The following is a 16,210-nucleotide window of genomic DNA, read 5'->3' on the forward strand; positions in this document are numbered from 1 at the left end:
GATAAATATGAGGAGGAAATTAAATGAAAATATTAGAGGTTAAAAAATTATATAAAGAATATGGAAATAGTGTTGCTGTTGATGGAGTTAACTTTTGTATAAATGAAGGAGAAATATTTGGGCTTTTAGGACCAAATGGTGCAGGTAAAAGTACAATTATTAGTATGATAACAGGATTAATTAAAAGTAGTGAGGGAGAAACAATTTTTGAAGAAAAGGAAAGTAAAATAAATAAGTGGAAGCAAAATATCGGGTTAGTTCCACAAGATTTTGCATTATATTTTGATTTAAGCGCAGAGGAAAACATTAAGTATTTCTGTTCATTATATGGATTTAGAGGAGAGGACCTAAAAAAGCGTGTAGATAATGCTTTGGAATTTGTTGGACTTTTAGATGTTAGAGGAAAAAGAGTAAATCAATTTTCAGGAGGAATGAAAAGAAGGCTTAATATGGCATGTGCAATAGCTCATACTCCAAAGCTTATAATAATGGATGAACCAACAGTTGGCATAGACCCACAATCAAGGAACCATATATTGGAATCAGTTAAGAAGTTAAGGGATGAGGGAGCAACTATTATATACACATCTCATTATATGGAAGAAGTAGATGAAATTTGTGACAAAATTGCAATTATGGATCATGGGAAAATAATAGCAGAGGGAAATAGTGAATATTTAAAATCGTTAGTTAGCGATAAAAATATATACTCTATAACTCTTAAAAATAAAATTGAAGGTATAGAAACTGCATTGAAAGCTGTAACAGGAATTGAAAAAGTTATTGCAACTGAAAATGAATTGAAATGTTATTACCTAAAAGAAAGTAATGTTATAGAAGGTTTAGTAGCGGCTATTTCAAAGAAAAAGGGAGTAGTTGAAAATATAAAAAATGAAACACCTAGTTTAGAAACAGTATTCTTAGCCTTAACAGGCAAAAAACTAAGAGATTAGAGGTGAAAAAATGATACTTTTATCAATGCTTGAAAAAGAACTAAAACAATTTTTTAGAAACAAGGGAAGTGTAATAATGTTATTTATTTTCCCAATAGCACTAATAACATGTTTAGGATTTTCGTTAAAGGGTATTATGAGTGGAGATATTAATATTTTTCAAGGCGGAAAAGTTTTATATTCTATTGAAAATAATAGTAAATATGAACATGGATTCAATAATTTTAAGGAAGAATTTCAAAAAGAAACAGGAACTAGCTTTGAAGAGATAACAAAGAAAGAAGAGGCAATGGATTTAGTTAATAAAGGTGAGGCAATTTCTTTAATAACAATAAATGAAAGTGGCTATGATTATTATAGGTCAGAAGAAGGAGAACCCATAAATTCAAAAATATTTAGAAGTATAGTAGAACAAACATTAACTACCTATGCTTTAGTTGATACTGTATTAGAAGTAGAACCAAGCTCTTTGCAAGAAGTCTTAATAGCTGAAAAAGCTAAATATGTTGAAGAAGGTTCAATTGGAAGAAATTCAGTATCATCTTTTGAATACTATACATTTGCAGAACTTGCACTTATTATTTTATATATTTCAACTACTATAGCTGAATCTGTTTTTGCAGAAGGTAGTTTAACAACTATAAATAGGATAAGGTTATCTAAGGCAAATGATCTTAAATTAATAATTTCAAAAGCAATACTGGGGTTAATAATAGGAATATTACAAATTACAGAAGTTTATTTATTTTCAACATTTATATTAAAAGTAAATTGGGGAGAAAACTTACCTATAATGATAGCTGTATTATTAGCACTAACAGTATTCGCATCAATACTTGGAATAGTTATTGGGTTACTTGTTAAAGAAAGTAAAAGTATAAACAGTGCTCTGCAAACTATAATTATAACAATTTGTATGGCAGGGGGATGTTATGGTCCACTTGTAATGCTTAAACAAATACCTATATTGTCAGATATTATAAAATTTAGCCCTGTTTATTGGGTTAATTCAGCAATGGTAAGTTTAAACACTGGCGTTGTAAATAATTATGCAATAACAGCTATAAGTATGTGCTTGGGATCTACACTTGCTTTAATACTTGGTTATGTGATTATTAAGAAAGTAAACGGAGGGAAGTCAATTGCTTAGAGTTATATTAAATACATTTAATGTATTAAGAAAGAAAAAAGGATTTTTATTATTATCAATAGTACTTCCTGCTATGTTAATAATTCTTTCTAGTTATGTATTAGGACAGGAGGGTGAATATAGAGTAGGTATTGTTAATAAGGATAATGGTATAATTTCAAATTCGGTATTAGGGAGAGTTGAATCTATTGATGGAATTAAAATAGAAGAAATTAAAGAGGAGGACTCTGAAAATTTACTAGCGGGAAAAGAATTAGAGTTAGTTATAATAGTAAATGACAATTTCACAAAGAATATATTAAGTGGTAAAATTGATAATATAAATGTTAAATCTGTTTCTGAAAGTGATGTTAAACCAGTTATAATAGGCGTTTTGAACTCTGAAACTAACAATTTACAAGTGTTAAGTAAACTAGCGAATGGTGATGAAATAAAATTTAAGGAATTAGAAGAAAAATATAATAATAATATGCCAGAATATAAGTTAAATGATAATAAAGAGAAAAGAGTATCAATTATGAGCTCTATAGGAATCATAATAATGATGATATTAATATCTGGGCAAGTGATAGTAAGGTTTATTATAGATGAGGAAGTAAATGGAACTAAAGCAAGAACACTTTTAAGTGGAGTTTCAGAAAAAAGTTACTCGGCAGGTGTTTTTACTGTATTTTATTTGTGCTCAGCACTAACATCAGTAGTATATTATGGAATATGTAAAGTTTTAGGTTTCAATTTTGGATTAGATAATAGTATATATTTTTTAATAATACTATTATTAGTGAATCTTTTAGCAGTAACCTTTAATTTATGTATTGTATCTTGTACTAAAAACCCAAGTCTTGCATCAAATATAAGTGTTTTATTTATAATACCAACATCAATGTTATCAGGATCATTTTGGGGCTTTAGCATGATGCCAGATTATATGCAAAAAATAGGTAATATTTGCCCCCAAAGATGGGCAATAGGGGCAATAGAAAAATTGCAAGCTGGAGAAAGTTTAGTAGATGTAGCACCAATGTTACTATCATTAATAATATTATCATTAGCATTATTTTTACTAAGTATATTCTTTTCAAGTAAAGTAGAGGATAGAAAATGTTAGAAAAAAATAATATATATATAAAGCATGGTAAAAAGATAAGATAAGAACACTGACTTGTTATTTATTAAAAAATGTTTAATAATGAAAAAAATATATATAAAGTAATAGGCAGATAGAAGAAAAAAATTCTATATGCCTATTTTTTTTACATATTAGGGAACGATATAAATACATAAAACAACTAAAATGCTAGAACCATAAACTTAGGCATAATAAAATAAATAACAAGAATACTTACTTATGAAAGGAGAAATTAATTTTTATGGAAAATGAAGCTTATTGGATTTTAAGTTCAGAAGGAAAAAATTATGAAAAATTAAAAAAGGATATAACAACAGAGTGTTTAATCGTAGGGGGAGGAATTCCAGGAATAACAACAGCCTACCTTTTATCTAAAAAAGGGGTTAAAGTAACTGTTGTAGATGCTGGGAAAATATGTGGAGGTTGCTCTGGTAGAAATACAGGGAAAGTAACGTCGCAGCATAATATTATATATTCAAAAATAAAAAGTGAATATAATTTAAAAAAAGCAAAATCTTATTATGAAGCAAATAATAAGGCTTTAAATTTAATGGAGAGCATAATAAAAGAAAATAATATAGATTGCAGTTTTGAGAGGTTACCTGCTTATACATTTACTGAAAGTGATGATTATATAAAAGATATAGAAGATGAATTTGAAGTTTGCAAGGCAATTGGTATAGATTGTGAATATCATAAATCTTTGCCATTGCCCTTAAATATAAAAGCTGCTATATCATTTAACAAGCAAGCTCAATTTAATCCTAAAAAATACATAGATGCATTAGCTGAAATTGTAATAAAGCAAGGTGGAGAAATTTATGAAAATACAACTATTAAAGATGTGGATAAAAGGAAATTAAATAAGATAACAAGTGAAGATGGATATGTTATTTACGCATATAATTTAGTAATAGCCTCCCACCATCCTTTTTATGATGGAATGAGTTTTTATTTTGCAAGATTAGAGCCAGAAAGGTCATACATAATAGCAATGAATAAAACGAAAGATTTTCCAAAAGGGATGTTTATTAATGTAGAAAGCCCAAGTAGAACTTTAAGAAGTTACGAAGGCGATGGGGAAAATCTATTATTAGTAGGAGGAGAAAAACATAGGGTTGGAAAAGGAGATGAGGATAAGAATTATTATGACATTTTAGAATCTTATGCAAAAGAAAAATTTGGAGAGGATGAAGTAAAATATAAATGGTCAGCTCAAGATTGGTTATCTACAGACCATATACCTTATATAGGATATATAAATGCAGAATTTGATAATATATATGTAGCAACAGGTTTTTCAAAGTGGGGCATGACTAATGGAACTGTAGCGGCAATGATAATTTCAGATTTAATTACTAGTGGGGATGATGAATTTAAAGAAACATTTACTCCATCAAGATCAAAATCATATTTATCAAAAGAATTTATTAAACAAAACGTTAATGTAGCTGTAGAATATATTTCTGGAATGCTTAGATGTGGAGATAAAGAAGTATCAATAGAAAATGGTGAAATGAAGATTGTTAGAATTAAAGGAGTTGATTATGGTGCATTCAAAGATGAAAATGGAAAATTATTTATAGTTAATATTAAATGCACTCATTTAGGTTGCGAGCTAAGATGGAATAATTGTGAACGCAGCTGGGATTGCCCTTGCCATGGTTCAAGATTTGATTATATGGGAAATGTTTTAGAGGGACCTGCAATTAACCCTTTAAAATCCTATGGAGAAGGTCCTAATAAAGTAGAACCCAATATATTATAAAAAGTTTAAATATTTGAAACCCCTATAGGAATAAATAGCCTATAGGGGTTTTTATGGCAATATAACAAGTGTATAATTATTGTTGTAAGGCATTTAAAAAAATAACAGGTAAAGGTGAAAGAATGAGATATAAAATTGCAATTTTAGCAGCGGTAACTACTTTTCTTAATGCAACAATAAAATATAATATTGAAAATAATAATAGTGTTACTGTAGTAAATCAAAAAATTGGAATAGAGAATTTACCAAAAGAATTTGAGGGGTTTACCATTCTGCAGGTTACTGATTTGCATAGTAAAAGTTTGGGTGAAAGTCAAGAGGGATTAACAGAACTTATAAATGAATTGAAATTTGATATAATAGCTATTACTGGAGATATGCAAAATAGACAAGATAATGATTATGAAAAATTTATTGCTTTATTAAAAGGAATAAATAATAAAGAAGAGATTTTTTATACACCAGGTAATCATGGACCTATGGTTTATAAAGATGAAGTTAGTTTTAATAGTTTTACTAAAAGAAATATAAATAATTATAAGGGTAAAGAGGTAATAAGTAATAATAGCAATAGAAATAAGGATAATTTGAGTAACAATAATGATATAGGAGAAAGAGAATTAACTGAAGCTGGAATAAAAATGAAAGAACTAGGAGTTAAGTTTTTAGATAATGTATATTCTATAAAAAAAGGAAAAGAAATATTGTGGGTCTCTGAATTGATTTACTCTGATGAATTTAATGAATTGGCTAAAGGGAAATATAATGAAAATGATATAAAGTTAGCGTTAACACATTACCCAATGAATAAAAGAGGTTATGAAGGAGATATAGGTAAATTTCTAGGAAGGTATGATTTAGTTTTAGCTGGGCACTATCATGGAGGGCAATGGAGAATACCTTATGTAGGAGGTATATTTATACCAGATTTAAACCAAAGTGGATGGTTTCCATCTAAAGAGCGAATAAGTGGACTCACAAAATGGGGAGGCTTTAAACAGTATGTAAGCAGGGGAATTGGAGCTGGTGGAGCAGTAGAAATTTTAAGATTTAGATTTTTTAATAAGCCCGAAATAAATTTAATAAAATTAGTTAAAAAAACAAATCTATAGAGTTGGGCATCTCACTAGTTAATATTAAAAAATCTTTTATTTAGAAAATATTTAGTAAGTTAATAGTTGCACCTTGGACTTTAATGTAATAAAATTAAAGTGAGAAAATTTGTAATTAGGGGTGTTTTATGGAAATCAATTATATTGAAAAAATAATTGAAAATTATATATCAGACAAAGTAAATAAATCAATAAAGGAAAAGTTTATTGAGGCAGCAGTACATTTTAATATTAGCTCCAGTATATGCACAAAAAATGATCTTATGAGAATAGACTATAGATTTAAAAATATTAAAGACTTAAATGTTTATCAAATATTTAAAATATATTCTGTCTACAGCTACATTTTATATAGAGCAGTAGAAGTTGGAAGTATTAGAGGTGAAGACAGACTTGAAGTTTCGCAGAGTGTTCTTAGTATTAGTACTTTAATAACTGGTTATGCAACTATGAAGTATGATGATGCAGATATAATATTAGGTTTTACTGATGAAGCTATTAAGCTCGGAATAAGTAAAGAGTTCAATGATAAAATAAGAACTAAATTAGATTTATGTTAAAATAGAAAATTAAAATAAATTTATAAAAATATCCAAGAAATACTTATATTAAAGTAGTGTTTTTTGGATATTTTTGTTAGACAGGTTAAAGACTATGACTATTTATTTTTTTGGACCTCCAGTAGTAGTTTTATTTAAAAATATTTTTAGTATGTCAATATTTAATATATAAAAAAATGTTGGGAATATTTTAAAGTTTAATAAAATAGTATGTTATATTATGGTATAATAATATTCATAAAGTTCTATGCAAAGGATTACAGGAAATAGGATAAAAAAGTAAATAGGTTAAATTTAATCTAAAAGAAACATGTGTTACAGTGTTTTAAAATAAAAATAAAAAAAAGGAGAGTTTACATAAAAAAAGTAGCATTATAATAAACTAGTATTTAGAGTATTATAATTTTTTATGTAATAAATTATATGATTAATAAAAAAAATATTTACAGTATAATTCCCGTAATAATAATAATAAACTTATTATTATTTGTTAAAATGAATGAATTTATTATTGTTAATGGGGCAGTCATTATATATATTATCATTAAATTAATAATGAGTAGAAATAATAAAAATATAAGTGATAATTCAAGCTTAGTTATACAAGATAATAGTAATGAAAACTCAGTTACTTTAAAGAAATCACTTTTAAAGTTGGATGAAACAGGTGCTAAAATATTTATGGCTCATGGAGGATTAAATAAAGTATCATCAGAAATTAATGAGTGTTCAAAGAAAATTTTAAACTTAACAGAAGATAATAATAAAAGTGTAAATAGTTTAGATAATTCATTTAAAGTAATACAAAGCAAAATAAATACAATGGATAGTATTCTAAATGAAGTGAATTATGCTGCAAACACAAGCGAACAAACTATTTTAATAGAGGGAAAAAGATTAAAAGACGTAGAAAAGACTGTGGAAGAACTTAAAGAGTATTATAGAAATATATTAGATCTTTGTATTAAATTAAATAAGTCCTTTGATGAAATATATAGATCTACATCAAGTATTAGTGAAATTGCAAAGCAAACAAATCTTTTAGCTTTAAATGCTACTATTGAAGCGGCTAGAGCTGGAGAAAATGGAAGAGGATTTTCTGTAGTTGCAAGTGAAATTAAAAAGCTATCCACATCATCAGGAATTTTTAGTTCTAATATAAGTAAACAGCTAAATATAATGAAGAAAGAGATAAGTACATTAAACTCAACTTCAGAAGAAACACAAGAAGTCATTAATATAACAGCTGAATCAGTATATAATTTATCAGCTTCATTTAATTCTATAGTAATAAATAGTAAAGAATTGAAAGAAAAAACACATAGAGTAAAAGAAAACTCGATAAATATTGTTGGAATGGCTAAGGATATAGAAAATGTTACAGAAGGGTTAAGGGAATCACATTGTACAACCTTATCAACAGTTCAACAAGTTGGTATGGATATAGATATACAACAAAATATACTTAAAGATTTTTCTAGCATAATGGAAGAATTAACAGGTAGCTCTAATGCATTACTTGACTTGTCATTTGGTAAGGATTTAACTAGCAAATTAGAAGATATATGCATGAAGGTATGTAATACAGATATTAAAAAAGATATAAAGGCCCTAAGAAATTTTGCAAAAGAATTGGGAGTGAACGGTATTTATTATAGTAATTCTAAAGGGTGTTTTGAACATGCATCAGAACCAGTAGATAATAGTTTTAATATTTTTGAAATAAACAAAGATTATTATAGCTTTTTTAAAAGTGATAAAAAATATAAACTTTATCCATTATCTAAAAGGTTTGATAATGGGAAGACATCAATGTATCTAATTACAAAAAGACAAGATAAACCTGGAATAGTTTCAATAGAAATTTATCTAGAATCTTTATTTAAATTAAGTGAAATGGAGAGTTAAAGAAAAATAAAGCAGAGTTTGATTAGTTATTTTTGAACATCCATAATCTAGAATATAATAAAATAGAGCCTGGTATCCGGCGAAGGACTGACCAGGCTCTATAAGTAATTAGCACTTTTATGCCAACTGCTCGTTTATAATAACATGGATAGGAATTAAAAGCAATAAAAAAGTTAACGAAAATACATTTTATGCTGAAATAGATAATAGGTAAGTTAATATATCAAATAACAATTATTATTGACTAACGATAAGAGGAAAGGTATACTTAAAATAGTAATAATATTAAAAAAATTTAAAATATTATGAAAATAAGGAGTGGGGAAATAATGAAAAAATTAAATGGAACTAATACCGCAATTAACTTAATGAAATCTTTTGCTGGAGAGTCACAAGCTAGAAATAGATATACTTTCTTTGCAAGTGTTGCAAAAAAAGAAGGATATATTCAAATAGCAAAGATTTTTGAAGAAACAGCAGCACAGGAAAAAGAGCATGGTGAAAGATTCTATAAGTTCTTAAAGGATGATTTTTCAAATGAGACAATTGAAATAACAGCATCATTTCCAGTTGCATTACATACAAGCACTGTAGAAAATTTAAAGTCAGCAGCTGCTGGTGAAAATGAAGAATGGGTGGATCTATATCCAAAGTTTGCAAAGGTTGCTAGAGAAGAAGGGTTCCTAGCTATTGCAGCTGCATTTGAAAATATAGCGACAGTAGAAAAATGGCATGAAGATAGATATTTAAAATTAGCTAAAAATATAGAAACATCAAAAGTCTTTAAAAAAGATGAAGTTAACATGTGGCAATGTCAAAATTGTGGATATATATATGAAGGGGAAGAAGCTCCAACAGTGTGTCCAGCGTGTATTCACCCACAAGGATATTTTAAAATATTTACACAAGATTATTAGAAGTTAACAAAAAAATATATTTAAATTTAGAAGGAGTGATAGATATTAATACTATAAAAGATGTTTATAAAAAAGATAATGCTGCGGACATGGAAGAAATAATACAAAAATATTCTAATACATCTAGTGCAGAATTAGAGTATGCTAAATCATGGACTGGTTTCAAGGATCTAATATTAGTAGATAAAGTTAAAGAATGTAATGATATAATATCATTTTATTTTAAAGATAAAGAAGGGAAAAAATTAATTAAGCATATAGCAGGTCAATATTTGCCTATTAAAATTAAAAGCAATGATGATAAATATAATAATGAAATAAGAACATATACCTTATCAATGAAGCCTAATGAGCATATTTATAGAATAAGTGTGAAAAAAGTAGAGGGTGGATTAATAAGTTCTTATTTACATGATGAGTTAGAGATTGGACATGCTATTGAAGCTATGGTTCCAGCCGGATTATTTACATTAGAAAATAATAAAAAGCCTGTTGTTTTAATTTCAGCAGGAATTGGAATTACGCCTTTGATTTCTATGTTATATGACGCAATTGAAGATAAAAAGAATATAACGTTTATTCAAGCAGTTCAAAATTCGAAAATTCAACCATTTAAGTATGATATTAAGAAGATGGAAGAAATTATAAAATTAAAAAGTTATGTATTTTACAGCAATCCTTTGGAAGTAGATGAAAAAGGAAAAGATTACTATGTTGAAGGTTTCATAGGGAAAGAATGGATAGAAAATAATTTGGATTTAAATAGTGAATTTTATTTCTGTGGACCACCAATATTTATGAAAATATTAAATAAAGCTCTTATAGAATTAGGAGTTAATAGAGAAAATATACATTTCGAATTCTTTGGAGAGCCACAATCTATGGAATAATGAATAAATATATTGGTATAGTTAATAAGTAATATTCAAATAAAGTTTAATATTAAGATGGAAATAGGGTGTGTGAAACACCCTATTTTTTTATTGAGTTTAGACATGATGAAACAAATACAAGTCACCTTATTGTTATTTATTTGACCATGTCTTAATAGAAAAAAGATCATATAAATTATTTAAAAAAAGAGGTTGACTCTATAGTAACAATAGAGTTTATAATAAGAAAAGGATAATAATAAATAAAAAAGGTGGATATATATGATAAAGGAATTTTTTAAATACGCTGTACCATCAGCAATTGCTATGTTCATTTCGTCTTTATATACAGTTATTGATGGAATATTCGTAGGAAAAGGTGTTGGAGATTCGGCATTAGCAGCGGTTAATATAGTATTACCATTTACAGTTTTGCTATTTGGGTTAGCTTCTATGTTTGCAATAGGTGGAGGGGCTTTGGTCTCTAAAAATGTTGGAGCAAATAATACTGAAAAAGCACTAGATGTATTTAGACAAGTATTTAAGTTTCTACTAATAATTAGTATAGGAATAAGTATAATTGGAGTTATATTTACAGAAGAAATAGTAACTTTACTTGGAGCAACAGACAATTTGAAGTCTTTAGGTGTAGAATATTTAAGGTTTTATGCATTGTTTTGTATTCCTAATTTAATAGGGATAGTTCTTAGTAGTTTTGTGAGAAACGATGGTAGACCGAAACTTGCAATGATATCAACAATGGCTGGGGCAATAACTAATATAGTATTAGATTATATATTTATATTTGAACTCGGTTTTGGAATAAAAGGAGCAGCTATAGCTACAGGACTTGGTCAAATAGTTACAGTATGCATATTACTACCTCATTTCTTAAAAGGAAAAGGTATTTTAACTTTTGGACGTGCAAATATTAACAGGGAACTTATTAAGGAGTTTTCACTTATAGGTTTTCCATCATTTTTTGCACAAGCAAGTTATTCAATAATTGTACTATTGCATAATATAGCTTTAGTAAAATTTGTAGGTGAGATAGGACTCTCATCATATAGTATAATAAATTATTTAACTACAAATATATATATGGTTCTTTATGGTATAACATTAGGTGTACAACCTCTTATTAGTTATAACTATGGAAGAAAAAATGGTGAGAAAATGTTAGGGTTCTTCAAGATAACATGTATATCATCAACTGTGATAAGTGGGATTTTTGTTATAGTAAGCTTTGTTTTTGGACCTAAACTTATAGGAATATTTACAATAGATCCAAATATAGCGCAATTATCTTATAATGCTCTTAGAATAGCAAGTTTTAGTTACTTTTTAGTAGGGCTAAACCTAAACACTCTTGTATATTATCAAGCTATAGAAAAACCAATGTATTCAAATATAAGTTGCATACTTAGGTCAGTTATATTTCTTCCAATATGTTTAATTGTATTTGGAAGTATGTTTGGAATAACTGGAATATGGATAAGTGCAACAGTATCTGAAAGTTTAACATTTATAACAGTTAAATTAATTGCAAATATTAAAACTTCTACAGAAGCAGTTTTAAGTGTATAAAATTTAATGAAATAATAGTCCAACCTTATAAAAGGAAAAAAATAGTAGTATAATAAAGCTATGCTTAAAGTAATTTAGGCATAGCTTTTTAAATTTAAATTTAAGAAGGGATATGAAAAATAGGCTAAGGTGAAAAATAACTAGGATATTGACTAGTTATTTATTTTACAATGCCTAAATACAAATGAGGTGTAAAGATGGGAACAAACTTTTCTATTGGGGAAATGTCAAAGTTACATAATATATCAGTTCAAACATTAAGACATTATGACAAAATTGGGCTTTTAAAACCTTCATATATAAATGAAAAAAGCAGATATAGGTATTACTCTGCAAAACATTTTGTAATACTAGATTTAATAAAACAATGTAAGGCTATGGGATTATCACTAGAGGAAATAAAGGGTTTAATAGAAAATTATACTTCTTTTGATTCTATACTTAATATAATAAGTAAGCAAAAAGAAATGATAGATAATAAAATAAAGGAATTAAGCACCGTAAAAAATAATATTAGTTTTCTTGAAGAACGTATAAAAAAATCTTTAGAAGAAGGTATTGATGAGGTGTTTATTAAATATAGTGATGAAAGGAGATTTATTAAATATAATAATACAAAAAGATATACGGAAGAATTTGAAATAAACTTAAGTAAAACATTAGTAGATATGGAGCAAAAGTATAGCAGTTCAAATAAAGAACTTGCATTTGCTATATCATACGAAGATATAAAAAAATATGAAAAATTAATATATAATAATATGCTAATTAGTGTTGGAGAGGGTATTCGAAATTATCATGAGAATTTAATAACATTGCCAAAGGGAGAATATATAACATTGAATTTTGATGATGATTATAAGGATACAAGTAAGTACTATAAAAAAATTATAGAGTATATTGATAAAAATAACATTGAAGTAATTGGAGATTTTTATGAAATATACATAATGACTAGAGTTGGAAATGATGGTAAGGAAAGATCCTTAGGTCAGATACAAATATTAAAAAATATATAGAAACAAATAAAATGTATCGATAGAATATAATAAAAAATAGGCTCTTCTTAATTAGAAGGACCTATTTTTTTTATTAATTAAGTGAATTTTATAAAATAGACATTTATTTTATATTTTAATTAGAAAACTATTTTTTAGACCAAGAACTATCACTACCTGGAGTAGTGGTTGTCCACCAATTAGCTTTATAGATTATACCATTATATTTAAGCAGAATAGGGTGTTCCAGCAATGTAGTCTACACTTCCATCGGTATTTGAAGTTGGAACTATAGACCAAGCTTGGCTAGCTGAAGGTATTTCACCTTTTGTCCACCATTTAGCTTTATATTTAACACCATTATATATTACTGTATCACCGGCGTTATAAATTTTATCTGCATCATAGGTGTCACCTGATGGTACAACTGGTTTTTGTACTGTTACTGTAGCAGTTGCAGTGGTAACAAGACCTTTGCTATCAGTTACTTTATAAGTTAAGGTGTAATTACCTACAACTTGCGTGTTAACAGAACCACTAACAACTATTTTGCTAGTTAAATCACCCTCTTCTGTATCAGTAGCTGTAATACCAGTTAAGGCATTGAAAGAAGTTCCAACATTCACAGTATTATTTTTCACACCATTTAAAACAGGCGCAGTATTAGTAGCTGGTGGAGTTGGATTAGTTGTCCCAAATTGTTTATATACATTATTAAATAAGTATAAACCAGTAATTCCTTGATTTGTATCAAATTTAGCATCTCTGTTTATTGACCAATAAGAAGTCATAGCAACTTTGTTTTTAATTGAAGCATCAACTACAATTTTTGCTAAATCAGGAGTAAAAGTTGGGAATGAACTGCCCTCATAACCAATTGAACAGGTTGTACCTAATTTTGCATATGCATCAGCATCACTTAAAGTTGCACCGGTAAATTTCTTATAGTAATCCTTTAATTGATCTTTAGTTGAAGTCATAGCTCTAACAGATGCTGTACCATAATTTTCGCCTGGTAACAATACACCATCACCATAACACATTGTCATAATATTAACGGCTTTTAAATTAACACCATTAGCTAAATAGGCTTCTAATACGCCTAAACCTTCAGAAGTTAACCCACTTGGTAATACAGGTAATGTTAAAACTACATCTACTTTTGTTGCATCTTGAACTAATTTAATAGCTTTAGCATTTGTAATGTTTGAAGCTTTGTTTTGAGCACCGCCTTCAACATCTAAATCTAATCTAGTTAACCCATATCCATTAACTATATCTGTATAAGTAGCTGCTAGTACATTAACATCAGAAGATGCTTCCCAAAGCGGTGTTCCAGATAATCCTCCAAAAGATATAGTTACATCTCCGCCATTTGATCTAAAGTCTTTTATTGATTGTTTAAGTCCAGCATATTGAGTGTCGTTTGAACCCTCAGTTAATACAGAATAGCCACCCCAGCCCCAATTAACCTTACCGTTTGAAACATTTCCTGTAGCTTGGATAAATCCTAGGTTGAAATATTTTACACCAGTGTCTTGAGATAGTTTTGTTAGGTTTGCAACCCCGTTGTAGTTATAATCTACTTTTGTAATCCACTCTACCATATCAACGTAGGGTGCGTTAACTTGAGTTGGCCAAGTTACTCCATGTCCAACCCCGTAATCGGTAGTTGCAGCTAAAGCTGGTACAGTTGACATGCTATTTACACAGGGTAATAACATAACAGTTGCAAGAGAAGTGGCTAAGATTTTTTTTGTAATACTTTTAATCATGAAAAAACCTCCTTTAATTACTTTTATTCCCATACAACTATATCTTAAACCTTTTTATTGAAAAAAGCATTTGTTTTTTAAATTCTAATTGATAATTTTTACAAAAAAAGATTAAATATACAAGTTAAAATATAATTATTTTATAAAAATAAAAATGTTTATATTGTATTTTAAAATGCAATATGATATTATATTGATAAAATAAAACTTGATAATATATCAAATTAATACTAAAATAGATTAAAACTTAAAAAGTTGATAATATGAAAAGGGGGCAATATTATGAAAAAGAAATTAGTAGCATGTGTAATTGCAGGGGCAATGGCAATTACTACACTTGTGGGATGCGGTAATAAAAGTAATGAGGATATTATTAAAATTGGTGGAATAGGACCACTTACAGGAACAGCTTCAACTTATGGACAATCAGTTAAAGAAGGCGCGGATTTATATGTAGAGGAAATAAATAATGCTGGTGGGGTAAGCGGAAAACAAATAGAACTTATATTTGAAGATGACCAAGCAGAGCCAAATTCAGCAATTCAAGCCTTTAACAAATTAGTAGATAATGATAAGGTAGTGGCAGTTTTAGGACCTGTAACATCAGGAGCAGCAACAGCAGTTGCACCAAATGCAACTGATAAACAAATACCACTTATTACACCAACAGGTACAGAACCAAACATTACGAGAGTTGGTGGAGAATTTGTATTTAGAGGATGCTTCGTAGATTCATTCCAAGGTGAGATTTTAGCTAAATATGCTAAAGAAAACTTAGGAAAGAAAACAGCGGCAGTTTTATATAATTCAGGATCAGATTATTCAAAAGGTATAGCTGAAAGTTTTAAGAAAGATTTTGAAGCAACTGGTGGAAATGTTATTGAATATTTAAGCTATAACGATAAAGAAACAGATTATAATGCTCAATTAACTAAAATAAAATCTTCTAACCCAGATGTATTAGTTCTTCCAGATTATTATAATGTAGTTGGGTTAATTGCTAGCCAAGCTAGAGATAAGGGGATAACATCTCAATTATTAGGTGGCGATGGTTGGGAATCTCAAGAGCTTGCAACTATAGGTAAGGATGCTGTAAAGGGTGCATTATACATTAATCATTATTACGCAGGTGATAAAGAAGAAAATGTTAAGAAATTTGGAGATAGTTATAAAGCAAAATACAAAAAAGATCCAGATGCATTTGCAGCTTTAGCTTACGATACAATGAAAGTTTTATTAAAAGGTATTGAAGATGCAAAAAGTACAGATGGAGTAGCTATTAAAGAGGCTTTAAAGAAAGTTGAAATTAATAGTGTTACAGGAAATATTAAATTTAATGATGAAAGATCAGCGATTAAGACTGCAAGTATAATTAAAGTAGATGGAGATAAAAATCAATTAGTAGATAAAATTAACCCTTAAGGGATTAGCAAATAAATGACTAATTATTTATTTGCTAATCACTAAATTTAACTAAAGGA

The 16,210-nt window shown here is 28.0% G+C and carries 14 protein-coding genes; 12 read left to right on the forward strand and 2 right to left on the reverse strand.

The genetic code is table 11. The features are described 5' to 3' along the window. Positions 1–23 precede the first annotated feature (23 nt). The 11 genes from BLS77_RS00495 (at position 24) to BLS77_RS00545 (ending at position 12,975) form a co-directional block, all read left to right on the forward strand. Positions 24–953 carry an ABC transporter ATP-binding protein gene (locus BLS77_RS00495; RefSeq protein ID WP_089964791.1) on the forward strand — a complete coding sequence of 310 codons (930 nt, stop codon included), beginning with the start codon at positions 24–26 and terminating at the stop codon, positions 951–953. 10 nt (positions 954–963) lie between these two features. Then, a complete protein-coding gene (locus BLS77_RS00500) occupies positions 964–2,103 on the forward strand; it encodes an ABC transporter permease (protein ID WP_089964793.1) in 1,140 nt (379 codons plus the stop codon). Beyond that, positions 2,096–3,211, forward strand: a complete 1,116-nt coding sequence (locus BLS77_RS00505; RefSeq protein ID WP_089964795.1) for an ABC transporter permease — start codon at positions 2,096–2,098, stop codon at positions 3,209–3,211. The genes BLS77_RS00500 and BLS77_RS00505 overlap by 8 nt, the downstream gene beginning before the upstream one ends. Before the next feature lie 262 nt (positions 3,212–3,473). Beyond that, a complete protein-coding gene (locus BLS77_RS00510) occupies positions 3,474–5,000 on the forward strand; it encodes an FAD-dependent oxidoreductase (protein WP_089964797.1) in 1,527 nt (508 codons plus the stop codon). 68 nt (positions 5,001–5,068) lie between these two features. Then, on the forward strand, positions 5,069–6,112 hold the full coding sequence (locus BLS77_RS00515) for a metallophosphoesterase (RefSeq protein ID WP_089964799.1): 1,044 nt from the start codon (positions 5,069–5,071) through the stop codon (positions 6,110–6,112). 128 nt (positions 6,113–6,240) lie between these two features. Then, a complete protein-coding gene (locus tag BLS77_RS00520; RefSeq protein WP_089964801.1) occupies positions 6,241–6,672 on the forward strand; it encodes a hypothetical protein in 432 nt (143 codons plus the stop codon). Between the two features lie 555 nt (positions 6,673–7,227). Next, the gene (locus tag BLS77_RS00525) at positions 7,228–8,580 is read left to right on the forward strand and encodes a methyl-accepting chemotaxis protein (protein ID WP_175490720.1); all 1,353 of its coding nucleotides are present in this window, start codon (positions 7,228–7,230) and stop codon (positions 8,578–8,580) included. A gap of 329 nt (positions 8,581–8,909) precedes the next feature. Beyond that, complete coding sequence (gene rbr, locus BLS77_RS00530; protein ID WP_089964804.1) at positions 8,910–9,497, forward strand: rubrerythrin; 588 nt, start codon at positions 8,910–8,912, stop codon at positions 9,495–9,497. A 35-nt stretch (positions 9,498–9,532) separates the two neighbouring features. Then, positions 9,533–10,387: an FAD-binding oxidoreductase gene (locus tag BLS77_RS00535; RefSeq protein ID WP_242873893.1), complete on the forward strand. Its 855-nt coding sequence runs from the start codon at positions 9,533–9,535 to the stop codon at positions 10,385–10,387. Between the two features lie 264 nt (positions 10,388–10,651). Beyond that, complete coding sequence (locus BLS77_RS00540) at positions 10,652–11,956, forward strand: MATE family efflux transporter (RefSeq protein ID WP_089964807.1); 1,305 nt, start codon at positions 10,652–10,654, stop codon at positions 11,954–11,956. A 197-nt stretch (positions 11,957–12,153) separates the two neighbouring features. Then, on the forward strand, positions 12,154–12,975 hold the full coding sequence (locus BLS77_RS00545) for a MerR family transcriptional regulator (RefSeq protein ID WP_089964809.1): 822 nt from the start codon (positions 12,154–12,156) through the stop codon (positions 12,973–12,975). A gap of 127 nt (positions 12,976–13,102) precedes the next feature. Here BLS77_RS00545 and BLS77_RS20175 read toward each other — a convergent pair whose 3' ends face one another. Continuing rightward, positions 13,103–13,207 (reverse strand): cellulose-binding domain-containing protein, encoded by a 105-nt coding sequence (locus BLS77_RS20175; protein ID WP_242873894.1) that lies wholly within the window; start codon positions 13,205–13,207, stop codon positions 13,103–13,105. Then, positions 13,182–14,729, reverse strand: a complete 1,548-nt coding sequence (locus tag BLS77_RS00550) for an immunoglobulin-like domain-containing protein (RefSeq protein WP_242873895.1) — start codon at positions 14,727–14,729, stop codon at positions 13,182–13,184. The genes BLS77_RS20175 and BLS77_RS00550 overlap by 26 nt, the downstream gene beginning before the upstream one ends. 282 nt (positions 14,730–15,011) lie before the next feature. On the opposite strand from BLS77_RS00550, the gene BLS77_RS00555 reads away from it, so the two are divergent. After that, positions 15,012–16,151 carry an ABC transporter substrate-binding protein gene (locus BLS77_RS00555; RefSeq protein WP_089964811.1) on the forward strand — a complete coding sequence of 380 codons (1,140 nt, stop codon included), beginning with the start codon at positions 15,012–15,014 and terminating at the stop codon, positions 16,149–16,151. Positions 16,152–16,210 lie beyond the last annotated feature (59 nt).

It is taken from the genome of Clostridium gasigenes (assembly GCF_900104115.1).
Taxonomy (GTDB): domain Bacteria; phylum Bacillota; class Clostridia; order Clostridiales; family Clostridiaceae; genus Clostridium; species Clostridium gasigenes.